The organism is Nostoc sp. (assembly GCF_036919555.1).
In the GTDB taxonomy this organism is placed as follows: Bacteria; Cyanobacteriota; Cyanobacteriia; order Cyanobacteriales; family Nostocaceae; genus Nostoc.
Genome location: NZ_JBALCS010000109.1, coordinates 46,661 through 70,148, shown reverse-complemented (window position 1 = coordinate 70,148; position 23,488 = coordinate 46,661). Strand labels below are relative to the sequence as shown.

Here is a 23,488-nt window from a genome sequence, read left to right as displayed (position 1 = left end):
TAAAGCATCGTACTATCACTTAAATTAATTTCAGATGAGAATCTGTTTAATATTTATCATTGTTATTCTTAGGTGATTTTAATATTAGGTGGAATATGACGTTAGCGCAACTTAGGAGATTTAACCAATTTCCAGACCGAATAATAGTTTTCACTGGAAATAATATCTGTCTTTAATTTATACTTTTTTTCGATTTTTTCGCGCCAACTGTCTGAAGGATTGAGTAAAAACACATCAGCAAATCCATCAGGAATATTGGGAATTTTTTGATTGTTCACCAAGATAAATCGCACTTTTGGTTCCAAAAGATAGCTCAGAGAAAAGACGTTCCCAAAATTATTGCCCAAAGCATCACTAATCAAAAGTGGCCGAGTCGTTTGATTAATGATTTGGGCAACTTGTGGATTGCCATAGCTCATACCCTTATTCCACCAAGTTTCAGCCTGGGAACTCACCTTAGAAGAAATCAGACCACAAATAATCACTAATGCCATGATTATCTGCCAAATGCTGCGGCGTGACACGCTCCCATTATATAGTTGCGTAGCTAGTAAATAAGCAACAGTCACTTGAATTCCTAAATAAGATGGTATTAAATATGGTTCGGTAGATGATTGTATGCCTCCAGCAATTAAACTTGGCAGTATTAAGGGTAGTGCTGGTACTACAATCAATGTGATCAGAAAAAACCAGACTTTATAGTTAGTTGTTCGACAAATAAAATAAATTGAATATCCCACCAAAGTTAAAATGAATAGTGTAATAAAATAACCTAGACGATTATTTGAGCTAAGGTCTATATCAAAAAAAATCCGGTTTAACTGCATCTGCAAAAATGGAAATATAGGCACCAAAGATGACTGCGTTGTTGTCTGATCTGCTGAAATCAAAAAATTAAAAAAGTTACCCAATACAATTGTTAGCCAAGGCATGAAGGCTAAAAAACCTACTAGCGATGCTATCAGATAAGTTCTGGCAGTTTCAGTCAACTGAAATTTGGCAATGCTGATCACATAAATTCCGTGAGCAACTGCTACAAATGCACTCCAAAGAAATGTATAAAGACTGATAGCTAAAGTTACTGCATAAATGCTCCAGATAGCAAATAAATCTGGTCGTCGTCGTTTTTTTACTAGCTGATCTTTATCTGGTGATTCCAGCCGCATTGCTTGCAGCAGAGATGCACTGGATAGTAATATGGTGACTAACCAGAGAATATATTCTTGTGCTTCTTGGGCGTATACTAGATGAATTGGAGATATGGCCATGAGTGCGATCGCTACACCAGGAACCGATAATGGCACATTAAATAATTCTCGACATAGCCAATAAACACAAGGAAAAACCAGCAAACTGATAAAGGCAGATAAACTTCTAATGGCCGTCACCGAATTACCAAAGATTTCCATCCACAATCTCGCTATTACGTAATACAACGGTGGATGCTGAGGATCTTCTTTTGCCAAAGACATAATTGTGTCATTTAAGCTTTTTTCTGGATTTGCACCTTGAAACTGGGCAAAACTTTCTTCACCAATCACACGATTATTAAAAAGTCGCTGTTTTGCTTGATTAATTGTGTAACCAGAAATCCGCAATGAGGTATAAGTTTCATCATGCCAGTACACTTTGCCATCCAGGTTAACAAAGCGAAACAATATACCCATCGCCAATAATAAAATAATTAAAAATCGCAACCAACTCGGAGCAAATTTGAGATGGCGCATAAGTAGTTTTTCCAATAAATTGTCTAAAATAATTCAGTCATGCGGACTTTATTCCTGTAGCTGCGACTTCCATTCGTTAGCACAAAAGAGAATTTTTACAAACTTTGGTAACGCCATCTAGCAAAGTCTTTGCTATTAGATATAGTTAAAAAATCAATAGTCTTAAAGTGTCGGTCGATAGCTGGAATACTGCATATTTTAGCTCCAATATCCAAGTATGCCTGCAAAATTTTAGGAATTTCAAAATTATATGGTTCGGGAGAATTTTGAGGCATTTCAAGACAATATTGTGAATTTGGATAAACTAAAATACTTGGATGCATCAAACCATTCTGCTGAAAATAATCATAAGCGGAAGTAGCTTGCCAAGGACATTGTGTTAGTAAGGATGCACAGCCAAAGAAATATTGGTTTTTACTCCAGATGAGATAATTTGCTAGCCCTTTCCATAGTAGTAAAAGTGCCTGAATGTTGCGGTATTCTTTAGCTATACATGCACGCCCAACTTCAACTGATGCCTGAAGCACAGAATTGGGAATCGCATTAAGATTAAATATATCGGCAGCATCAAAGCCTAGTCTTTGAGAAGCCATTGTATAGGTTTGCATCCGATAAGTTCCAATGGTTTTACCCGTTTTTTTGGAGATCAGGATTAAATGATGGCAAACCGCATCAAACTTATCTATATCCATCTGGGTAAAGTTAGAAGCAGAAAATCCTAAGCCTAGTTCAAGATTAAAAACTTCAAAGCGCAACCGAAAAATTGATTCTAATTCTGCTTCAGTTGACGCCAGCCGTAGGATATATTTTTCAGTTTGAAGGACGGGAAAATCTTCAAGAGGGAGAGGATTTAGTGAGTAATTGATGTTGCATCCAAAAACTTCCATCTATGTTCCTACTTAGATTTGCGAAAATATCCTACTAGGATTTAGGCACTAAACAAATAACTCACATTATGCATTAATGTGTCAAAGCGTGATTGGGACGATTTTCGATAAAAGAACCTCTAGAGAGCTTTTTTACTCTCTAGAATTAGGGGTAGAGTGCTTTTATTATGGACATTAATTATTAAAAAATCTGGCAATAAGATACAAAATTCTCCTTTGATATGCGCTATAAATGCAAGTTATACCAATTCACACAAACCCTGATACATATAGATTTCTCGTATGGGCATATGATCATCGGTGTCAACTTAACGTGAAAGTTAGTCTAGAAGCAGCATTTAGAGATTGTCTCGTCAAGAGTCTCCCACTGGGAATGCATGGCTTTGCCTCAAGACTGGCGGCAGAGCCGCAATGAGGTGCATTTCCAGCCTCTGGCTGGAAACGAGGTTTTAAAATGATTATTAAAGTGAAACGGTATCAGCAAAGAAAGTCCCAATCAGGGTAAAAAGCCCCCGGATGAATCCAGGGGCTGGGATAATTTTGGTTACGGCGATCGCAATCTGTGGTAAATGCACTCTAAAATACTTAATCAATTACGGTGATTATTGTTGTAGTGAACCCTTGTGCCTGCCCAAAGCAACTTCTCCCGCAGCGTCTGATAGTAGGAATTGTTCTCGCGCAAAATAATAAATTTAGCCCGACAATCTGCCATCCGCACATCAACGCGGTGTCCTGGCCAAATTGAAGTCCCCAAAACTCCATCTGTCCACAGCTTGGTACTCAAATCGTAATCCCCCAAAGGCCAAATACTCACCACAGAACCAGGGGGTAAAACCAGGGGGCGACTAGAAAGGCTCATTGCACAAATCGGAGTGATGGTAATCGCCTCCATACCATCGTGCATAATTGGCCCATTGGCGGAAACGGTGTAACCAGTAGAACCTGTGGGAGTAGCAATGATTAACCCATCCCCGACATATTGATCGACTACCTCACCGTCGATTTCCATTTCCAGAATTGAGGTAATCATTCGGTCAGCCGAGGCGGGTTTGACACAAAATTCATTCAAAGCCAGGTAACGCTCACTCACTGGTTCCAAATTAGACCCATGACCCTCATACACCGCAGCTTGTAACATCATCCGCCGTTGGATAGCATAGCGATCCTCAAACAGCCGATCCCAAACTTTTTCCGTATCCTGAAACTCTTCCACAGACTCAGTTAAAAACCCCAGATGACCTCCGACATTCACTCCCAGAATTGGGATGCCAGCTGGGGCTAAATGTCTGGCACTAGTTAAAACAGTACCATCACCACCGAGTACCAAAGCGAGATCGATTGGTTGACCCGCCGAAGCCAAAAAGACTGGATAGGGGTTGTCTTTCGGCCCGCTAGGCCCCATCAACACTTGGCACTGGCGACTTTCTAATTGTTTCGCACAGATTTCTGCCCATTCTTTACTCCGGGCATCCCGCGCTTTATAAGCAATGATTACCTGCTTGAGTTGCACGCACAATTACCACTTCAGGAGATTAAACTGCTCCATATCGACGGTATCGCGGTTGCGATAAATGGCAAGCACGATCGCTAAACCCACCGCCGCCTCGGCCGCGGCCACGGTAATCACAAATACTGTGAAAACCTGACCCTTAATTAATGTTGAGTCCAGGAAGTTGGAAAATGCCATTAAATTCAGATTAACAGCATTGAGCAGTAACTCAATTGACATCAGCACCCGCACAGCGTTGCGGCTGGTAATTAAGCCGTAGATGCCAATGCAGAATAAAGCTGCCGCTAGTAATAAAAAGTACTGGAGTTGCATGAATCTGAGTATCCCTCCTCAAAAATATGGCTGTTTATCTGCGACTGAGGTCACAAATCTTACTCTTTTGTTTCGCTAGTTGTTGATACTAGTTCTCTGGGGCGTTCTTGCAAAGTCAAAACAGTTTGCCGCAGATCGGATGGCGTCAGCTGGTCTGGCAAATACTCGCGACGTGCCAAAATAATTGCTCCTACCATCGCTATCAGCAGCAAAATGGAAGCCAGTTCAAAAGGCAATAAAAAGTCTGTGAAGAAATGTTCTCCAATCAAAACTATAGAACTTTCACCACCCACCACAGGAGTAGTTGAGTAGGCCCAAGGGGTTGCCAGCACCATCGTACCTAAAAGACCAAACAATCCTACACTGACTATACCCGTAAGTACTTTCCGCACCCAAGAGTTAGGAAATGGTACAAAATCCTGCCGCTTATTCACCAACATAATGGCAAACAAAATCAGCACGTTAACCGCCCCAACGTAAATTAGTATTTGTGCGGCGGCAACAAAATCACCATTCAGCAACAGGTAGATTCCCGCCATGCTGATGAACACGCCCCCCAGCATAAAGGCAGAATAGACAATGCTGGAGAACAGCACCACACCAATGGCTGCCCCAATCATCATCACGCCCAGTATGCCAAGTGATACTAACTGTACTCCTTCCGCTAGATTCACTGTTTTTTGTCCTTAGTCAATCAATTTTGGATTTTAGATTGCGGATTTTAGATTTTTCTTTCAATCTAAAATCTAAAATTTGCATGGTCATTGGTCACTAGGAAAAGGACAAATGACATTTAGTTTTCTGTTTGTTCCACCAGGTCTTCTGGACGCGCACCCGGACGCGGCGCATCTGCGGGCAGTCCATGTGGTTCGAGGATGCCCTTGGGTAGGTAAACTAGTTCGCGCAGTGGTGTAACCATTGGGTCATCTGTCACCTTATAGGGCAGGCGACCCAGGGCTACACTGTCATAGTTCAATTCATGGCGATCGTAAGTGGCAAGCTCATATTCTTCTGTCATGGATAGACAGTTAGTAGGGCAAAATTCCACACAGTTACCGCAAAAGATGCAAACTCCAAAGTCAATGCTGTAGTGGTTGAGTTTTTTCTTTTTGCTGGCTTTGTCGTATTCCCAATCTACTACAGGCAGGTTAATCGGACAAACGCGAACACAAACTTCGCAGGCGATACACTTATCAAATTCAAAGTGAATTCTACCGCGAAACCGTTCGCCAAGAATCAGTTTCTCGTAAGGGTACTGTACGGTAATCGGACGCCGCCGCATGTGGTCGAAGGTGACAGAAAGCCCCTGACCAATGTAACGCGCAGCTTGTACCGTTTCTTTGGCGTAATCACCAACTTGTTTTAGGAACTTTAGCATTTTGTGTCTCTCTCTTTAGGTGATAAAAGTTAGGAGTGAGGAGTTAGGAGTGAGAAGTTAGAAGTGAGGAGTTAATTAAAAACTTATAACTCTTAACTCATAACTCTTAACTCATAACTCTCTCATTACCCGCCAAAGGCGAAGGGAAAGGCTAGTTTTAGCGCGGCGGTTAATAGGAGATTAACCAAGCCAACTGGCAACAAAAACTTCCATCCTAAATCTAACAGTTGGTCAATCCGTACCCGTGGCACTGTCCAGCGCAACAGGATGGCGACAAACACTAGTAAATAGGCTTTGAATACGGTCATAATGATACCCAAAGCCGCAGTTACTATCTGGAAGACGGGATTTGCTTCACTGACTCCCAGCCAACCAGCGATCAGGTTGAGGGGAACGGGAAAGTCCCAACCGCCCAGGTAGAGAATTGCTACTAGTAGGGAAGAAAGGATCAAGTTAACGTAAGAACCCAGGTAGAACAGACCGAATTTCATGCCTGAGTATTCAGTTTGATAGCCTGCTACCAGTTCTTCTTCCGCTTCGGGTAAGTCAAAGGGTAATCGTTCGCATTCAGCTAGGGCGGCTATCCAAAAGATCAGGAAACCGATTGGTTGTCGCCAAATGTTCCAGCCCAGGATGCCGTAGCCAGACTGTTGATTGACAATATCAACGGTGCTGAGGCTATTAGACATCATAGCGATCGCTAACACCGCCAGCGCCAAAGGAATTTCATAACTAATAGATTGCGCTGCTGCCCGCAAGCCCCCTAAAAGGGAGTATTTGTTATTAGATGCGTAGCCAGCCATCAGCAAGCCAATGGGTTGAATGCTTGACAAGGCAATCCACAAGAATACGCCCATGCCCACATTGCTAATTACGATATTCTGTCCAAAGGGAACGATCAGGAACGACAGAAACACCGGAATTACAACAATAATTGGGCCGAGGGTAAACAGCCAGGGGTCAGACTTGGCTGGTACTATATCTTCTTTAAATACCAACTTCAGACCATCCGCTACAGGCACCAGCAACCCAAAAGGCCCCTGGTATTCTGGCCCAATTCGCTGCTGTGCGGCGGCGGAAATTTTTCGTTCTAGCCAAGTAGCAACTAATACCCCCACTGTTGCCCCAATCAGCATCAGTATCATTGGCAGTGGCATCCAAATCGCTTTGGCGGTTCCTGCTGGTATACCTAAATCCCGGAGGGATTCAATAAAAGTTCCTTGGAGGTCAATTCCTGAGTTCATGTTTCCGCTCTTTAAAACATCGAGTCATGGTGAATTACAACTATTAGTTGAATTAATACCTGTAAATTCACCCATTTTTAATTTTTGCTCAGATGACGCTTGATTGAAGATTTGTTGCTAATTCCCATGCCTAGTATATCCTTGGATGGTTTTAGCTCTCTGAAGCGATACGAGAACTTCTACTTATGGTTGGCATTGAGATTCGCTATTGAAAAGACGTGGGACAAGGGGACAAGAGGACATGGAGAGAGTATATATTTCAGAACTGACGCAGTAATGCGATCTGTGAAGACCGCCCAAACAGCGCATAGTGTAGCATTGGTTCGATTTTCGATGCCCAATGCCCAATGCCCAATGCCCCATGCCCAATCCGAGTTACCGTTGGTCAATGGGGGTATAAGTAACTTCGTGCAGACCGTTGTAAACCTGGGTAGGACGAAAAATCCGGTTTTCTGCTAGTTGTTCTTTCCAGTGGGCTAACCAACCGGCAACGCGGGCGATCGCAAATATTGGCGTAAACAAGTCTGTGGGAATACTCATCTTCCTATACACCAAACCAGAGTAAAAGTCAATATTAGGATAAATCCCTTTGCTACCGAGTTTTTCCTCTACTACTCGTTCCATCTCTTGAGCAATGTCATAGAACTTGTCATGCCCAAACTTTTCAAACAGCTGTTCTGCTAGACCTTGTAAAATTGTGGCTCGTGGGTCTTTCACTTTATAAACACGATGTCCAAAGCCCATAATCTTAGATTTGCGTTCCAGACAATCCTCTATGTAGGGACGGACATTTTCCACAGAGCCAATTTTTTCCAACATCTGAATTACTTCTTCATTCGCTCCACCATGCAGGGGACCTCCCAAAGTTCCCACGGCACTAGCAACCACAGCGTAAGGATCAGTCAGGGTGGAAGCTGTCACCCTAGCACTGAAGGTGGAAGCATTCATTGTATGCTCAACCTGAAGTATCAAGCAGATATCAAAAACTCGCGCCATCAGAGGATCGGGTTCTTGTTCATCAAGCATGTATAGAAAGTTGGCGGAATAGTCTAAGTCATCACGGGGACGTACTGGGTCATTGCCTTTTCGCATCAGTTGGAACGCCGCCACCATCGTGGGAATGGTTGCTATCAGGCGCACCACCGAATCTCGAATGTAGACAGGATTATGTAAATCGCGGAGCGAATAAAACAAGCCTAAAGCAGCAGCAGAGGCTTGCAAGGCATCCATTGGGTGACCGCTTTCTGGAAAGCATTTCATCATGTCCCGAATGCGGTATTTTATTCGCCTGTGGTAACGAACTTCATGCTCAAATGCTTTCAGTTCTTCGTTGGTTGGAAGTTCGCCCCAGATTAAGAGATAAGCAGTTTCCAAGAATGTACTTTTTTCTGCTAGTTCTTCAATCCGGATGCCACGATATTCTAGTATTCCCTTTTGCCCATCAACATAGCTGATACTTGATTGGGCGGCGGGAATGCCTTCTAAACCAGGCTTGTATTCGCACACCATCATGGCAACACCATTCGCTTTTTGAAATATCTGATCAAGCTAACTTACCAGAAATTATTGTCACCATAACAGTAGCCATTCTAACAACAATTGGAAATGTTGAAAAACTGTTATAGCAGGTACTTGGGTGGTGTCAACCAAAACATCTGACTACGACCCAGAGGAGAACCTGTTTCTGGTAGTTTTATCCCAATCATACCTGCTTTTTTCAAGACTAAGCTTTCTTTGGCTTCCCCCCATAGGAGAATTTCTGCCCAATTGGTCAAATCAGGTTCGTGTCCAACCAGCGCCAGTTGGGTATTTTGGGAATAATTCCTCGGCTCTAACCAGTCTTTGAGCCAACTAGAAATTTGACCATCGTGGGCGAGGTGGCTAGATTCCTCTAACTGGGAGCTTAGTTTTTCTGCTATAAGGATTTCAGCCGTTTGGCGGGCCCGCACTAAAGGACTGGTGAGAATTAAATCAAAGCTTAAACCCAATTTAACAAGTTTCTGGGCAACTTTCTCAATTTTTTGCCTTCCTTCTTTGGTAAGGCTGCGCTCCTCATCCTTGATGTCTAATCCCTTGTCTTCGGCGATGCCATGACGAATTAAATATAGTTCCATATTTTGTATTATGAGTCTTAGGCAATGTTAGAACGCTATCCACCACTTAGCAATCTGTCATACTCTGGATGTGACCCAATCCAAAACCATACAAAATTATCATCTTCTTTTACAGCAAGCGCCCGATAATAATACCAATACGCACTGACCAAAATTGACCGACTTTTTGAAATGCAATGATGGATATTTGGGATCTTCCCGAAGAAACTCGTAAGATCGATCAGCAAGCTCTTGGATATCAATTGGTAACTGACGATAGTAATACCAAAAATCTGGGGTTGCTCGATGTTTCACAAATCAGTACAACGCCCTTCTCGGAGATGTTTAAGTGCTTTCTCTGCCAATACATCTAACCGGCCATCGGCTGCATCTTTTTCAATCTGTTTATCCCAGGCTGCTGCATCAAATTCCGCAAACCAGGCACGAAATGCAACTAGATCCTCTGGTGAAAGCTGACTAATAGCGAGTTCTACTTCCTTTAGGGTACTCATAATTTAGATAAATCAAGCTTGTCATTCTCTAACTTAAATATACAAGTACTTCCGAACAAAATAACTGAATTTATTTAGGCTAAATATTTTGACACCATTTACACTGCTCAAACCTCTGTTTCAAAAATTCTTGGTTAGGACGGCACATTTCATCTTTTGGAACTCGTATCTCTTTACCATCGATTGTTTTATATTCAGTTTTTTTGAGAACAGGGGAAATATGTACCTTCATTGTTTTTGGATCGATAACAATGAGGTTTAAATCAAATAAGGTATGTAAGTCAGCACGTAACAACAAACCATTTGACGGATGATTATTCTCTGTTTCAATGTAAGGAATTATGTGAGCAGCTTCGAGCGCAACCTCAGCATCAAAATTAGTAATAGTACACTTACTATAGTAAGCATCTAGTAAAGATTTACGAAATTGTGATTGTCCCTGTCTCCTAGCTATTGATACAGTAATTTTTTGACGAGCGTCGGTGTCACTTTTAAAATTGAAAAATTTCTCTTTATCAAGTTCTTCTCTAGCAAGTAATAGTTCGTTAAGCTCCGGTATTATCGTTAGTTCTGGAGGCTTCGGCGTTTGGCTAATCTTCTTTAAAATTGATTCGCAATAACTTATTCTATTAATTGCTTTGACATATTTAGTATCAACTTCCAAGGCTAATTTGTAAGCATCTATTGCAGCTTGATACTCCTTTTTTTGCTTAAAACCTTCTCCCTGTTCAAAGAAGATGTCAACAAGTCTAACTCCTCGTCTTTGCCTTTGTTGTATTAGGGAATGGTTCTCCCATTCTGAATCTAAAAAGGGAGCAGCTTTACTATTAAATCTACAACCACCACCTCCGAAATTGAAATTTATTCCCTGAAATTGAGGTAGTCTTTTTAAATTCTTTTGTTCCAGAGGGAAATCAAAGTCAACAACTGAATCTATTTTAATGCAAACGAAAAAACATCCAGCATAATCAAATATATATGCTGCACTTAAATCTGAATATTTTTTATCTGAATGCTTGAGTTGTTGAGCCTTTGGTGCTGCAATCACATAACCAGCAGCAATAAAGCCAATAGGTTCATTGCCAATATTTCCACTTCTCTTAAAATAGGCTCTATCCCCAAGTTCTATAAATTTGGAATTTCCACAACTCCAGGGTGTTTCATAGTATTCTCCTGACGAAATCTCTGATTTTATTAAACCAGGAAGTTCCATATTTTTAATGACTCCTTTTTCAGGGTGGTCATATTCTGCTTCACCGTTGCAAAGAAAAATTATAGTTTCCATCAAATATAAAAATGACTAATCATGATTATCATGATGTTAGCCATTTAGTATACTAAATATAAACAGTATATTTACTTGTTTTAGGTATGGCATCGTGATTGTCGTAGCATAAATAATCTTACGATTATTCCTCAGGATTAGGATAAAAGTCTAAGTCTAAAATCTCATCAACAGAAAAGGGACAGACGATCGCAAAGTTATCCTCTGATAAACTAGTTTCCACCATTGCCTCTCGCCGCGATCGCTGATAGGTAGAATTAATCCATTCGGCATCATTTAAAAAACGGCGCAAGCTGGGACTTTCTTGCAGTAATTCATCTATATTCAGTCGCTCACGGGTAATAGTCACTTGCCAACTGCGGCTACGGTGTTCGGGCTGATACTTCCACTTCAGCAAATGCGACAACACCAACCGCAACGCACTTTGCAACGCCCGTTGTTGACTCTTACCCAAGTCCACCACTTCCTCAATTAAGTGTTCTAAATCCAGCGTGTCCCAGTGGTGCAATCGCAAAAGCTCTGCTGTCTGCTCTACCCACGCACAAAAATCTTGCTCATACAGAGTTTGTAAGATTTGCAGTTCTATAGACTTCATGGCGCTCCTTCTTAGCAAATAAAATAGGTAGGTGCAAGTTAATTTTATTTGTGTCTACCTACTTAACATTAGGCTCGAACTACATCCTCAATCAGTTCAGCCTCTGTGAAAAGACCAAAATTCCCGACTTTTCTAAAAAGTCGGAAAATATATGTTTATCACGAATGACTTAGGGATGCTATTTGAGCAAACACTTTGACTGCTGCATGAGTTAGGAGTTCTCCCCATCTCCTTGATCTCCCTCTATTCTGACTGAATCGGGTTGTCTCTGGGATTAACCAACCTCAGCAGTTTTTGCTTAATTTGAGCGTCGAATACTTCCCATTTCATTTTCGCATAGGGGGAATTTTCGTTGCTGCCAGATAAGAAGCCCATCGGAATTTCAAAGCCGCCTGCGCTTGTCCTTCCACCACCAAAAAACCGCCCTGCGCTATCTTGTCCAAAGGCTTCTTTGATGAATTCATCAGGATCAAGGGTAAGTTTAGTGGTTCTCAGGGAGCCGATGACTATTTCCAGTTCTTCGTTTTCATCGTGAACAATCCCGTAAACTACGGCGGTGTGGACGTTTTCTTCGGTGACGAGAAAATCAGCCGCTTGGGGGATGGCATCACGGTCTTCGTAGCGTAAGTAACCGACACCAGCGATGGAAAAGTTATTTTGGACGATGCGATTTTTTAGCGATCGCTCGATCACATCCATTACCCGCTTGGAACGGTTTGCCTGTAAAATGGCGTTTAGCAATTGGACGTCATAAAATCGGCTTAAATACGCAGCTGCCATAAAGTCTTCTTCTTGCGCTTGCATGAGCCGATTTGTATCCGATCGCAAACCGTGCATCAAGGCAGTAGCGCATTTGACGTGTTGATTTATGCTGCTATCTAATGCCAATAATCCTGTTTGGAGGTATTGAGTAAAAATTGTTGCCGTGGCTCTGACATAAGGACGGATATCCTCAAACTCCGATTGCAGATCACCTTGTATACTGTGATGGTCGATGAGGACTACTAGGGGAATTCCAGCCTGCTGCACCGATGACAGTAGTTGTGAAGTGGTTCCTTGGTTATCAATTAATACAAAACCTTGATAAGATGACAAATCTTTGGTTTTCAAGGTTTGGAGTGTCCATCGCTGAACAGGTAAATTAGTCAGCCTTACCAAGGCAATATTCTCTTGGTGGCTCAAAGCGCCAGCATAAATGATTTCACATTTGATATCATATTGCTGAGCAATTAACTGGTAAGTCCAGGCACAGGAAAGGGCATCAGGGTCAGGAAAATCTTGCAGAATTACCAGTTGGCGATCGTGTCGGTGTGCCAGAAGGGTTTTTTGCAGTTCTTCTGACTTTTGTTGTGCCAGAGAATTACCACGGTGACTGAGATATATCGCTCCGTCACCTACCGATGGCGGTAATGACGGACTCTTAAATGCAACTTCCACTGGCGCTTTCTCGATTTCAGGTTCCTCTGGGTTTGGCTCTGTGGTCAATGACAAACTCTCAAACTGAGTAACGGGAGAATTAAAGTACATAGGGAACTTTTTTAAAGTGTGAGGCTCCTTTAATTCAGAAATACTACGTTCAGCAATTGACTGAATTTAGCCACATTATTATGATCTTCGCAAAAATATCAACACATTGCACTATACATCTGAGTATATTTTTTGTCAGTAACAGCGCTCAACAATCAACTAAATTCCCCTAGAGGGTGTAAAACTACTGGAAATAAAGAAGTTTACTATATCGGGCTGTAGGTAGCATAAATCTGTTTTAGGAGCGTTTTTTCTGTTTCGTAAATTGAATCACCGGGATTTTTCTCTGACTTAGGGTATAGTTTCTATATTATTACTTTAGGGCTGGAAACTGTAACTTAACTGCTACCCATATATAGACACAGTTACTTCTAAATGGGTGTAGAGACACGACTAACAGCACCTCTGGAGTTTGTAACAAGACTTAAACTTTAGTTCAAGGCTCTTAGAGGTTCGTGGAACTCACATTTGCCTGGATTTATGCAGACTACTGTGTCAATACGCTTGGGTTAGAGCCAAAAACCAAAACCAGCGTAGGTTAGGTTGAGGAACGAAACCCAACATTTTGCAGGGTTTGTTGGGTTTCACTTCGTTCAACCCAACCTACAATTATCCTTAACTGAACTGTATTGACTTCTATGTTGGTTTCTGCCGAAAAATGTGCATCACAATGTCTGAACAAACCTGATCCAACAGACAATTTCTGAAAGCAAATGTGTCCAATACAGCTTTAGCGAGACTTTCAAACTAAGCACAAACGCCAACCTGTGACTATTTCTTGATGATTTTAGGATTAGGTTAAGTTATGTCAAAGACCTATAACATACTTTTGCCATTCTGTGTGTAGTCCACTCTTAAGATGTTTACTGACCTCAAAATAGAGGCTGCTATAAGGTTGGCGGGGGGGATGACGCAAAGGCATATGAGCTTCGTGGGGAGTGCGACTGCCTTTTTTGACATTGCAACGGACACAAGCGGTAACAATGTTCTCCCAGGTATCGCCGCCGCCGCGCGATCGCGGTATTACATGGTCTAGGGTCAACTCATCCCCTGTGTAACCACAGTATTGACAGGCATGACCGTCACGGTGCAATATATTTCGGCGAGTCAGAGGAATTTCTTTATAAGGAACACGTACATAATGACGCAACCGGATCACGGTCGGCAACGGAAAATCCGAATAAAGGAATTTACCGTTGTGTTCCACGCGTTCTGCTTTGCCCTTGATTAAGAGAACCACAGCGCGACGCCAACTCGTTATATTGAGAGGTTCGTAAGAGGCGTTTAAGACTAAAACTTTCCCCATTATCTACAGCTCAGGGTATGAGTTTTAAAATATGTTAACACAAATACACCCTGCTAGGGAGATGAGAATAAATTATACTTTCGGGAGAAGTCAAAAATTAAGTTATGAGTTGAGAGTTAGAAGTTATTTTCTTTGTTCCCTGTTCCCTTTCATTCCTAACTCTTAACTTTTTCTTTAGTAACTGATGTTGTTGTCTCAATTGCAATATGAAAATTAAACTTCCTATTTAATCTGATCTCGCTTTTAGGAGCGTGTATAGATAGATAATTTGGAAGTTTAGCCAGGTGGGATAGGAGTCAGTACAAATGTTAAGTCATAAACAAACCCCAAGCTTTGCTGATAGTCAGGAGTGTGATACCTACGCTTGGTTCTCGCAACGAGCCTGGGTAGAAATTGATTTAGGGGCGTTGTCGTACAATGTACAGCAACTGGTGCAGTTTTTATCGCCGCGTACCCAGTTGATGGCAGTAGTAAAAGCTGATGCTTATGGACATGGAGCGGTAACAGTCGCCCAAACTGTCATCCAATCGGGAGCTAGTTGGCTGGGAGTCGCTACAGTTCCAGAAGCGATTCAATTGCGAGAAGGCGGGATTCAAGCGCCCATTTTGATTTTAGGGGCAACTCATACAGCAGAGCAGATTCATGCGATCGCACACTGGAAACTTCAGCCCACACTCTGTAGCCCTAAACAAGCTCTGGTATTTTCCGACACTCTAGAATCGATGAATTATGGTTCTCCCATACCCGTACACATCAAATTAGACACGGGAATGTCCAGGTTGGGGACTAATTGGCAGCAAGCTGGGGAATTTGTGCAATTAGTGCAACGCTTACCACATCTTGAGATAGCCAGTATTTATTCCCATTTGGCAACAGCAGATGATCCTGATACTACGGCAATGGAAGAACAGCATAAACGATTTGAGGAAGCGATCACCCAAATCAAAGCAATGGGAATTCAACCGCCCTGCTTGCACTTGGCAAACTCAGCAGCTGCACTCACAGATCGGGCATTGCACTACGATATTGTGCGAGTCGGTTTAGCCGTTTACGGACTCTACCCTGCAACCCATTTACAAAATGCGATCGATCTCAAGCCCGTTTTGCAACTTAAAGCACGAGTCACCCAAGTTAAAACAATTGCCCCAGGAACAGCTGTTAGTTACGGTCATCAATTTATTGCCCCGCGTGAACTTCGCATCGCCGTGGTGGGAATTGGCTATGCTGACGGTGTTCCTCGCAGTCTTTCCAACAAAATGCAGGCGTTAATTCGCGGTCGGCGGGTGTCGCAAATCGGGACAATTACAATGGATCAATTGATGCTGGATGTGAGTGCTATACCTAATATCCAAGAAGGAGAAGTAGTCACCTTACTAGGGGAACAGGGAAAAGAACAAATTTCAGCAGACGATTGGGCAGAACAACTAAACACTATTTCTTGGGAAATCCTCTGCGGGTTCAAGCATCGTCTGCCTCGGGTTGCAGTCATGTAATTGGGCATTGGGCATTGGGCATTGGGCATTGGGCATTGGGCATTGGGCATTGGGCATTGGGCATGGGGCATTGGGCATTGGTTATTAATTCTTCTCCCCCACTCCCCCACTCCCCCACTCCCCCTTTCCATAAATAATTTCTTATGGTATGATAGTAAACTGATGCGGATATGGCGAAATTGGCAGACGCGCTAGATTTAGGTTCTAGTTCCGAAAGGAGTGAAGGTTCAAGTCCTTTTATCCGCACTTTTAATTTGCAAAAACTGCATGAGCCAATAGGCTAGGCAGCATATCTATAAATTAATTCATCCTCAACTGCAAGCATGAGAGTCAGTACAGCTAGACTTTGCTGGTGTAACAAGATTATTGTCTGTGTTTTTTAACTTTGCGATCGGTTAAGTTATCGTAAATAAAAGGGTTTAAGACCCCTATCTCTACAGGTAGTCCCAATTTCAGTCAGGGTTTAAATCCCCCGGAGTTGCTCCTTTTGGGGAGACCCCAAGACCGCACTCCTCTTCTCTGCGAGACGCTACGCGAACGTCTGAAATTCTCTAAAATGTTTGAATGCGTGAATTTTGAATTGTTAATGCGTTGTATTAAAAATCAAATCTGATTGCTAGAGATTTTGTTATCTTATATTTAACCTTGCTACTTGCCAAATGTCAACTTCCACTTGTGCTCAGCCCAAAAGCAATCTATTTAGATATATCACGGGCATAGCAAGAGCGGAATTGAAATCAAGCTTAATAGTTGGATTTTGGGAGATTGAAAAATCAGATGACAGCGCCGCAACCAACAATATTTACAACCTATCATCTTTACGATCAAGATTTTTATCTGTGGTTAGAGACAACAGCTAAACAATTAAAAGAAGGTAGATTTTCTGAAATTGATTTAGAAAATCTTATTGAAGAGATTGAATGCATGGGGAGAACTGAAAAACGGGCGCTTGAGAGTAATTTAATTGTTCTATTAATGCATCTACTAAAATATAAATACCAGCCAGAAAAACGCTCTAATAGTTGGAAAGGAACTATTAGGGAACATCGCCGCAGATTGACCAGAACTTTTAAGGATAGTCCTAGTTTAAAACCATATTTCCAAGAAGTTCTGCCACAATGTTATCAAGATGCAAGAAAGCAAGCCAGCGATGAAACTGGTTTATTGCTTGATACTTTTGGGGTAGACTCTCCGTTTACTGCCGATGAATGTTTAGATGAAGAGTTTTTACCTGATTAGTGGATTGTTGATATTTTTTTAGTTTATAGCGGTTCTCGACAAGCGTGAGGTACAATTTTGACCTCACTTCCATTCCTCTCTCCTAAAAGGAGAGAGGAATGGAAGTTTTCCCCCTTCCCGCCTTCGGGAAGAGGGTTAGGGGCTTAGGGGGTTAGGTTTGTTTGCATACCTGTGAAATAATTATACATTTAATGCCTAATCTAGAAATGTGGCGATGTCTACGACGCTCACTGAGCTTGCCTGCCCTGAGCCTACGTCGAAAAGTCGAAGTGAGGGCTATTTGGCGTCGCACTCACACTACATCCACAGTACGAATAAACTGGCGATCGCGCAAATTTTTTGGACAACCAGAAAAATTCACCTGGAGACTTGATTAATTTCACGCCTTCTTCTGGTATTGTTATTAGCCCTTCTAAATTGTGTTTTATTTTTATCAAAAAATTCAGTATTATCCCTGTAGTTACAACGGGAATACTTAAGGAAAAGTTGCTTGATTTAGTACTTATATGCTTAAAGAGGGGATTTTACTTAAGTGTAAATACAGAAGCCCAAATATATTATTTTAAGAAAATCAGTATTATTCCTGTGGTCAGATTGGGGTTACTCAATGGAAAGTGGCTTCATCTACTCTTGGCATTTTTATGTCTTATTCTCGAAAGATGTTTATAAATCTTAGTAACAGTAAATAAATTAATCACAATTTACGAATTTACTCAGATTTGCTCATCTAAAAATAACGCATACTGTCGTTGAGTTTCACCACAAAACTAGATGAAAACTGATGTACTTTAAAATACAAACCCTTGATGCCTTTTACTTGATTTCAATTGTGGAATAACTCTGCACGAATTTAGCTTACACGTATCGAATTTAGCTGAAGTAAAAGCAAAATGAGCACAACTCCTATAGGTAGCTACAGGTTGTTCCAGAAACTACATCCGCTATCTCTGTTGGCACAATTAACTAGTCGCCATGCTACAGGTTGCTTAAGGGTATTTACTGCGATAGTTTCTTGGTCAATTTATCTAGAGGACGGTAAACTTACTTATGCCTCCTATTCAGATAAACTATTTGAGCGCCTTGACAGTCACTTGCGACGCTTGAATCAGCAAATTCCTGCTCTCAACAGCGCCACTCGTATGCAGATGCGGCTGATGTTTGAGACGAAGAATGAACATCAATCAATACCAAATGCGGATTACCAAGCTATTTGTTGGTTAGTAAATCAGGACTATATCACCTCTGTGCAAGCAGCAAGCCTGATAGACGAATTGGCAAAAGAAGTGCTGGAATCGTTTCTGTGTTTAAAAGAAGGTAGCTATGAATTCAGTCCAGAAAGCTCTTTGGATGAACTACCAAAATTCTGTCGCCTAGATTTGCGGTTACTTGTTGAACATTGTCAAAAGCAGTTACGAAATCGGCAAAATATCCAGTCATCAATTCCGGCTGGTGGGGGTTCCAAAGTTTTGTCTACAACACAACCGTCTCAAGTTCAGCCACAACTGCAAATAAAACTTGGGCAAAAATTGCTGAGAACAATCAATCTTGATATTCCTGATAATAATAAAATTACTCAGCCAACTGTTGGCAAAAAACTATATACAATTGCCTGCATTGATGATAGCCAAACAGTTTTGAATTCCATTAAACACTTTTTGGATGAAAATACATTTTCAGTTGTGATGATCAACGATCCGGTAAAAGCTTTAATGCAAATTCTTCGGAGTAAGCCTGATCTGATTTTGCTAGATGTTGAAATGCCAAGTTTAGATGGCTACGAGTTATGTTCTTTATTGCGGAAACATTCAGCTTTTAAAAATACACCTATTATTATGGTAACAGGTAGAACAGGATTTATCGACAGGGCTAGGGCTAAGATTGTCAGATCATCAGGATATTTGACCAAGCCTTTTACACAATCAGAATTGCTAAAAATGGTTTATAAGCATCTTGGTTGATTCAGAATTCAGGAGTCAGAATTCAGGAGTCAGAATTCAGGAGTTAGAATAAATGAGACAGCCAGCGAAGACATTTCAAGATTTGATAGTTTGGCAGAAAGCACATCAATTTATTTTATTAGTGTACCCATTTACTGCTCACTTTCCTAAATCAGAAATATATAGGCTTACCTCTCAATTTAGACGGGCAGGAATTTCTATACCAGCAAATATAGCGGAAGGATTTAAGAAAAAAGGATTAGCAGATAAAGTACGTTTTTTAAACATTGCACAAGGTTCTTTGGAAGAATGTCGTTATTATCTCATTCTTTAAAATGACTTAGAATATGGTGATACTTCAGGATTAACACTTCAACTTGAGGAAGTTAGTAAGCTACTAACAAGCTATGCTAAATCCATTCTGAATTCTGATTCCTGACTGCTGAATTCTTATAACAAAGTTAGTATGTTTAATTTATTTTTTTAGGAGATTTAATAGTGAGCCTGACTTTGCTTGGCACAATTATGATTGTAGAAGATTCTCCCAGTGAATTGGAATTAATGAGCCATTATCTTAAAGAGAGTGGTTACAACGTAATTAAAACTTCTGGTGGAAAAGAAGCTTTAGAAAAAGCTGTGTTAGAAAAACCAGATGCGATCGTTACTGATGTAGTGATGCCAGAAATGAGTGGATTTGAATTGTGTCGCTCTCTGAGAAGAAATCCGATTACTGCAAAAGTACCGATTGTGATTTGTAGTTCCAAAAATCAAGAAATTGACCGTTTATGGGCGATGAGACAAGGTGCAGATGCTTATATAACTAAACCTTACACCCGCGAACATCTCCTACGTACTATTAAATCAGTGGTAATTTGAATCAATGACTAGTACAAACATTACTCTTTCTTCAAAAGTAACCCACAATAACTTAGCAGATGGTTATCTGAAGTTTCAGCTAAATCAACAAACTACTGCTGTTTTATCAATGATGCATACCCAAGAAGCAATTATTGTGCCTGTTGAATCTATCACCTCAATGCCCAATATGCCTCCCTGCATATTAGGTTTAATGAATTGGCGGAGTCGGATAATTTGGGTAGTTGATTTGCCAAGAATGCTCAATTTAGAATCTCTAGATTATCGAGTGCGACAGTACAATACGATCGTTATCCGAGTTGAATCATTGGTGTTGGGGTTAGTTGTGGAAGAAATAAAAGGTACAACCAAGTTTGTAGCTGATGCTATTCATTCTCCTATCGGACAAGTAGCATCAAGTTTAGTTCCTTATTTATGTGGGTGCGTTGTGCAACAGCAAGAAATATTACTGATATTAGATGCAGAGGCAATTGTCCAGTCTTCTATTCTCCGCAGTGATTAGGGTTTACTACTAAAAAAAAGATTTTTAGTGTTCTTATTCACATACTTAGGACAACTACTTTTATGTTTAATAAAACCAACACGAATCAAGGTAATAGCGCTCAAAATCGAGCATCGTTGATTTCATCTCAAAAAGGCATTGGGACTCTAGTAAAGCCACCTAGTAAGCTGACTACTGGAACTGGTAATAATTCTTCTTTGAATCAGGGTATTGCCTATTTTACAAGGCTGGGATTGGTTAAGAAAGCGACTATTTTAGCGATCGCAATCGGTACAATACCAGTATTGATCATAGGCGCGATCGCTTTTAGCTTTGCCAACAAATCAATTACTAAGCAAATTACTCAATCTCAACAAGCCGAAACTAGTGGTTTAAGTGATAAAGTTAACCGTTTCATGTTGGAACGCTACGGCGATATTCAAGTAATATCAAGTTTGCCATTTTTGACAAGTCCCCAAGCTAGTGTCAGTATCACTACTCAAGAAAAGCAAGCAGTCCTAAATCGTGTTGTTGAAGCTTATAAAGCTTATGACAGCGTTGCTGTTTTTAATCGCCAAGGTAACTTGATTGTGCAATCTAAAGGCGAACCCCTGAACAATCAAAAAGACCGTACCTATTTTCAAGACGCTTTACAAAAAGATGCCCCGATCATCAGTAAACCGGAAGCAGCAAAAAATACTGGTGTAGTGAGTATTTATATAGCTGCACCCGTGAAAGAAACAAGGACAGGGCAAACTATTGGCGTGGTACAAGCACGTATGCCCGTAAAATCTTTAGAGGAAGTAATCAAAAACTACGTAGCCAATGGGCAACAATATTATTTGCTCGATGCTTCGGGAACAGTTTTCTTAAGTCCACAAAAGGAATTATTGGGGAAACAGGCAAAGGAAGAGTATTCTAGTTTACCTAAACTGCTAACAGCCAAGAAGGTAGATAGTTTTATAGAAGTACCTAAAACTGACAAAAAACAAGAATTAGTTAGCTACGTACCATCTAGTAAGTTAGATGGCTTGCCTGATTTAAACTGGCAGGTACTTTTATCTACAAATACCGCAATTGTATTTGAGCCGCAAAGACAATTATTGTGGACTATAGCCATCGGCACAGCACTGACAGCATTTATTGTGGGTGCGATCGCATCTCGGTTAGCTAAACTGACTACACAGCCAGTTCTGAATGCAAGTGCGGCATTAGCAAAGCTAGGTCAAGGTAAATTTAATACCCGTCTGGAAATCGAAACAGAAGACGAATTAGGGTTATTGAGTGCAAATATCAACCAGATGGCCGAACAATTGCAGGTCTTAGTTAAGGAACAAGAACTCGATGTTGAAGGGGTAAAATTACTGGCAGATATTACCCTACAAATTCGGCGAATTCTCAAAAGTGAAGATATCTATCACGCAGCAGTGAAGGAAGTTCAGCGATCGCTAAAAACAGACCGGGTAATCATTTATAATCTGAATCCAAAGACTTGGGATGGCGTTGTTGTTGCGGAATCGGTAACTGATAATTGGCCGAAAATGCTCGGTGTGCAAATTGACGATCGCTATTTTCGGGAACGCTATATAGAAACTTATCACGATGGACAGGTGCAAGCGATCGGCGGAGTCCTTGCCGAAGGCATCGCCAATATTTATCAAGACCAAAGCCTGAAAAATGCCGACAGTTACATCCAACTTTTAGAAAAATTTGCTGTCAAAGCTAGTTTGATCGTACCGATTTTTGCCCAAGAACAACTTTTAGGCTTATTAATTGCTCATCATTGCGAAACTCCTCGTGTTTGGCAACAGCCAGAAATTGACTTGTTTCAGCAGATAGCAACTCAAATCGGCTATGCCTTAGAACAAGCCAAGTTATTAGAAGAGATCGAAAAATCTAGAAATGTTGGCATAATCGGGTCAGACGAAGAACGGCAACAAAAAGAAACACTGCAACAGCAACTTTTAGAACTGCTCAGTGATGTAGAAGGTGCAGCCAGAGGCGACTTGACAGTGCGTGCAGACGTAACTCCTGGGGAAATAGGCACTGTTGCCGACTTTTTCAACTCCATTGTGGAAAGTCTGCGGGATATTGTTACCCAAGTTAAAAAAGCTGCTATCCAGGTGAATACTGCTATTGGCTCTAACGAAGGAGCCATCCGTGACTTAGCAGAAGAAGCACTCACACAAGCTGCCGAAATCAACCGCACCCTTGATGCTGTTGACCAAATGACCCAATCCATGCAAGCTGTAGCCCAAAGTGCCGAAAAAGCTGCCTTCATTGCCAACCATGCTACTCACACCGCCACCAAGAGTGGACACGCGATGGATTTGACAGTCCAAAATATCCTGTCTTTGCGGGAAACCGTTGGTGAAACTGCTAAAAAAGTGAAACGTTTAGGAGAGTCTTCTCAACAAATTTCTCGCGTGGTTTCCTTGATTAACCAAATCGCCATCCAAACCAACTTACTCGCCATCAACGCTGGCATTGAAGCAGCGCGTGCAGGTGAAGAAGGTCAAGGTTTTGCCGTAGTTGCTGAAGAAGTCGGTGAATTAGCAGTACGCAGTGCCGCAGCAACCCAAGAAATTGAACAAATTGTTGAAAATATCCAACGAGAAACCAGTGAAGTGGTGCAGGCGATGGAAATAGGCACCACCCAAGTAGTAGAAGGTACTCAGATTGTGGAGGAAGCTAAAGAAAGTCTGAGTGAAATTTTGGATGTATCCCGTCAAATTGACTCCTTAGTACAGTCGATTTCCAGTGCAACTGCATCTCAGGTAGAAACATCGCAAAGTGTTAGCCAATTGATGAAAGATATTGCTGCTGTATCAAAGCGTACCAGCGATTCTTCTCGCCAAGTTTCTGAATCTCTGCAACAAACTGTGGAGATTTCCCAGCAGTTGCAAGAGACTGTCGAGACTTTTAAGGTTAGTTAAGTTTGTCATTTGTTATTTGTCCGTTGTCATTTGTCCTTTTATTAATGACCAATGACTTTTGTTATTTGTCCGTTGTCATTTGCCCTTTGTCCTTTTATTAATGATCAATGACTAATGACTAATGACCAATAACCAATAACCAATAACTAA

The 23,488-nt window shown here is 41.3% G+C and carries 21 protein-coding genes, 1 tRNA gene and 2 pseudogenes; 9 read left to right on the top strand and 15 right to left on the bottom strand.

The features are described 5' to 3' along the window. Positions 1-101: 101 nt before the first annotated feature. The 15 genes and pseudogenes from V7K36_RS30470 to V7K36_RS30400 all read right to left on the bottom strand — a co-directional run bounded on the left by V7K36_RS30470 (position 102) and on the right by V7K36_RS30400 (position 14,376). Positions 102-1,727 (bottom strand): glycosyltransferase family 39 protein, encoded by a 1,626-nt coding sequence (locus tag V7K36_RS30470; protein WP_335121394.1) that lies wholly within the window; start codon positions 1,725-1,727, stop codon positions 102-104. Positions 1,728-1,822: 95 nt separating this feature from the next. Next, positions 1,823-2,614, bottom strand: coding sequence for a GNAT family N-acetyltransferase (locus V7K36_RS30465; protein WP_335121393.1), 792 nt, complete (start codon positions 2,612-2,614; stop codon positions 1,823-1,825). A gap of 589 nt (positions 2,615-3,203) precedes the next feature. Beyond that, a complete protein-coding gene (locus tag V7K36_RS30460; RefSeq protein ID WP_335092831.1) occupies positions 3,204-4,124 on the bottom strand; it encodes an NAD(+) kinase in 921 nt (306 codons plus the stop codon). Between the two features lie 6 nt (positions 4,125-4,130). Beyond that, complete coding sequence (gene nuoK / locus V7K36_RS30455; protein WP_006199065.1) at positions 4,131-4,436, bottom strand: NADH-quinone oxidoreductase subunit NuoK; 306 nt, start codon at positions 4,434-4,436, stop codon at positions 4,131-4,133. A gap of 59 nt (positions 4,437-4,495) precedes the next feature. After that, positions 4,496-5,110 carry an NADH-quinone oxidoreductase subunit J gene (locus V7K36_RS30450; RefSeq protein WP_335121391.1) on the bottom strand — a complete coding sequence of 205 codons (615 nt, stop codon included), beginning with the start codon at positions 5,108-5,110 and terminating at the stop codon, positions 4,496-4,498. Between the two features lie 119 nt (positions 5,111-5,229). Continuing rightward, positions 5,230-5,814 (bottom strand): NAD(P)H-quinone oxidoreductase subunit I, encoded by a 585-nt coding sequence (gene ndhI, locus V7K36_RS30445; protein WP_335121389.1) that lies wholly within the window; start codon positions 5,812-5,814, stop codon positions 5,230-5,232. Positions 5,815-5,939: 125 nt separating this feature from the next. Continuing rightward, positions 5,940-7,058: an NADH-quinone oxidoreductase subunit NuoH gene (nuoH, locus tag V7K36_RS30440; RefSeq protein ID WP_334942757.1), complete on the bottom strand. Its 1,119-nt coding sequence runs from the start codon at positions 7,056-7,058 to the stop codon at positions 5,940-5,942. Positions 7,059-7,433: 375 nt separating this feature from the next. Continuing rightward, positions 7,434-8,570 (bottom strand): citrate synthase, encoded by a 1,137-nt coding sequence (locus V7K36_RS30435; protein ID WP_335121387.1) that lies wholly within the window; start codon positions 8,568-8,570, stop codon positions 7,434-7,436. 107 nt (positions 8,571-8,677) lie between these two features. Continuing rightward, positions 8,678-9,172, bottom strand: a complete 495-nt coding sequence (sixA, locus tag V7K36_RS30430) for a phosphohistidine phosphatase SixA (protein WP_335121386.1) — start codon at positions 9,170-9,172, stop codon at positions 8,678-8,680. Between the two features lie 35 nt (positions 9,173-9,207). Continuing rightward, positions 9,208-9,466, bottom strand: a pseudogene (locus tag V7K36_RS30425) (ParE family toxin-like protein). Further along, positions 9,463-9,663, bottom strand: coding sequence for a hypothetical protein (locus tag V7K36_RS30420; RefSeq protein ID WP_335121384.1), 201 nt, complete (start codon positions 9,661-9,663; stop codon positions 9,463-9,465). Before V7K36_RS30420 ends, V7K36_RS30425 begins: the two are co-directional and overlap by 4 nt. Positions 9,664-9,742: 79 nt before the next feature. Beyond that, a complete protein-coding gene (locus V7K36_RS30415) occupies positions 9,743-10,948 on the bottom strand; it encodes an HNH endonuclease (RefSeq protein WP_335121382.1) in 1,206 nt (401 codons plus the stop codon). 124 nt (positions 10,949-11,072) lie between these two features. Beyond that, positions 11,073-11,543: a DUF29 domain-containing protein gene (locus V7K36_RS30410; RefSeq protein WP_335121380.1), complete on the bottom strand. Its 471-nt coding sequence runs from the start codon at positions 11,541-11,543 to the stop codon at positions 11,073-11,075. A 243-nt stretch (positions 11,544-11,786) separates the two neighbouring features. Further along, complete coding sequence (locus V7K36_RS30405) at positions 11,787-13,070, bottom strand: DHH family phosphoesterase (protein ID WP_335121378.1); 1,284 nt, start codon at positions 13,068-13,070, stop codon at positions 11,787-11,789. 808 nt (positions 13,071-13,878) lie between these two features. Further along, entirely contained in the window at positions 13,879-14,376 is a 498-nt protein-coding gene (locus V7K36_RS30400; protein WP_069070622.1) for an HNH endonuclease, read from the bottom strand. Positions 14,377-14,681: 305 nt separating this feature from the next. Here V7K36_RS30400 and alr point away from each other — a divergent pair, with 305 nt between their 5' ends. The 9 genes and pseudogenes from alr (at position 14,682) to V7K36_RS30355 (ending at position 23,338) form a co-directional block, all read left to right on the top strand. Continuing rightward, positions 14,682-15,869 (top strand): alanine racemase, encoded by a 1,188-nt coding sequence (alr, locus tag V7K36_RS30395; protein WP_335121376.1) that lies wholly within the window; start codon positions 14,682-14,684, stop codon positions 15,867-15,869. 164 nt (positions 15,870-16,033) lie between these two features. Continuing rightward, positions 16,034-16,115 (top strand) — tRNA-Leu (locus V7K36_RS30390). 531 nt (positions 16,116-16,646) lie between these two features. After that, positions 16,647-17,108 (top strand): DUF29 domain-containing protein, encoded by a 462-nt coding sequence (locus V7K36_RS30385; RefSeq protein ID WP_335121374.1) that lies wholly within the window; start codon positions 16,647-16,649, stop codon positions 17,106-17,108. 191 nt (positions 17,109-17,299) lie between these two features. Further along, positions 17,300-17,485 (top strand): hypothetical protein, encoded by a 186-nt coding sequence (locus V7K36_RS30380; protein ID WP_335121372.1) that lies wholly within the window; start codon positions 17,300-17,302, stop codon positions 17,483-17,485. Between the two features lie 513 nt (positions 17,486-17,998). Continuing rightward, positions 17,999-19,066 (top strand): response regulator, encoded by a 1,068-nt coding sequence (locus tag V7K36_RS30375; RefSeq protein ID WP_335121370.1) that lies wholly within the window; start codon positions 17,999-18,001, stop codon positions 19,064-19,066. A 52-nt stretch (positions 19,067-19,118) separates the two neighbouring features. Further along, positions 19,119-19,484: pseudogene (locus V7K36_RS30370) on the top strand (four helix bundle protein). Positions 19,485-19,543: 59 nt separating this feature from the next. Next, complete coding sequence (locus tag V7K36_RS30365; protein ID WP_292770633.1) at positions 19,544-19,921, top strand: response regulator; 378 nt, start codon at positions 19,544-19,546, stop codon at positions 19,919-19,921. Positions 19,922-19,925: 4 nt separating this feature from the next. Continuing rightward, a complete protein-coding gene (locus tag V7K36_RS30360) occupies positions 19,926-20,423 on the top strand; it encodes a chemotaxis protein CheW (RefSeq protein WP_335121368.1) in 498 nt (165 codons plus the stop codon). Between the two features lie 62 nt (positions 20,424-20,485). After that, positions 20,486-23,338, top strand: coding sequence for a methyl-accepting chemotaxis protein (locus tag V7K36_RS30355; protein WP_335121366.1), 2,853 nt, complete (start codon positions 20,486-20,488; stop codon positions 23,336-23,338). The last annotated feature ends 150 nt before the right edge of the window (positions 23,339-23,488 follow it).

What these genes read in the sequence shown, in the direction of transcription:
- V7K36_RS30400 (WP_069070622.1), bottom strand. Translation starts at nt 14,376, where the DNA reads ATGGGGAAAGTTTTAGTCTTAAACGCCTCTTACGAACCTCTCAATATA.
- V7K36_RS30470 (WP_335121394.1), bottom strand. Translation starts at nt 1,727, where the DNA reads ATGCGCCATCTCAAATTTGCTCCGAGTTGGTTGCGATTTTTAATTATT.
- nuoH (WP_334942757.1), bottom strand. Translation starts at nt 7,058, where the DNA reads ATGAACTCAGGAATTGACCTCCAAGGAACTTTTATTGAATCCCTCCGG.
- nuoK (WP_006199065.1), bottom strand. Translation starts at nt 4,436, where the DNA reads ATGCAACTCCAGTACTTTTTATTACTAGCGGCAGCTTTATTCTGCATT.
- sixA (WP_335121386.1), bottom strand. Translation starts at nt 9,172, where the DNA reads ATGGAACTATATTTAATTCGTCATGGCATCGCCGAAGACAAGGGATTA.
- V7K36_RS30420 (WP_335121384.1), bottom strand. Translation starts at nt 9,663, where the DNA reads ATGAGTACCCTAAAGGAAGTAGAACTCGCTATTAGTCAGCTTTCACCA.
- V7K36_RS30405 (WP_335121378.1), bottom strand. Translation starts at nt 13,070, where the DNA reads ATGTACTTTAATTCTCCCGTTACTCAGTTTGAGAGTTTGTCATTGACC.
- V7K36_RS30415 (WP_335121382.1), bottom strand. Translation starts at nt 10,948, where the DNA reads ATGGAAACTATAATTTTTCTTTGCAACGGTGAAGCAGAATATGACCAC.
- V7K36_RS30465 (WP_335121393.1), bottom strand. Translation starts at nt 2,614, where the DNA reads ATGGAAGTTTTTGGATGCAACATCAATTACTCACTAAATCCTCTCCCT.
- V7K36_RS30385 (WP_335121374.1), top strand. Translation starts at nt 16,647, where the DNA reads ATGACAGCGCCGCAACCAACAATATTTACAACCTATCATCTTTACGAT.
- V7K36_RS30355 (WP_335121366.1), top strand. Translation starts at nt 20,486, where the DNA reads ATGTTTAATAAAACCAACACGAATCAAGGTAATAGCGCTCAAAATCGA.
- ndhI (WP_335121389.1), bottom strand. Translation starts at nt 5,814, where the DNA reads ATGCTAAAGTTCCTAAAACAAGTTGGTGATTACGCCAAAGAAACGGTA.
- V7K36_RS30380 (WP_335121372.1), top strand. Translation starts at nt 17,300, where the DNA reads ATGCCTAATCTAGAAATGTGGCGATGTCTACGACGCTCACTGAGCTTG.
- V7K36_RS30375 (WP_335121370.1), top strand. Translation starts at nt 17,999, where the DNA reads ATGAGCACAACTCCTATAGGTAGCTACAGGTTGTTCCAGAAACTACAT.
- alr (WP_335121376.1), top strand. Translation starts at nt 14,682, where the DNA reads ATGTTAAGTCATAAACAAACCCCAAGCTTTGCTGATAGTCAGGAGTGT.
- V7K36_RS30410 (WP_335121380.1), bottom strand. Translation starts at nt 11,543, where the DNA reads ATGAAGTCTATAGAACTGCAAATCTTACAAACTCTGTATGAGCAAGAT.
- V7K36_RS30435 (WP_335121387.1), bottom strand. Translation starts at nt 8,570, where the DNA reads ATGATGGTGTGCGAATACAAGCCTGGTTTAGAAGGCATTCCCGCCGCC.
- V7K36_RS30360 (WP_335121368.1), top strand. Translation starts at nt 19,926, where the DNA reads ATGACTAGTACAAACATTACTCTTTCTTCAAAAGTAACCCACAATAAC.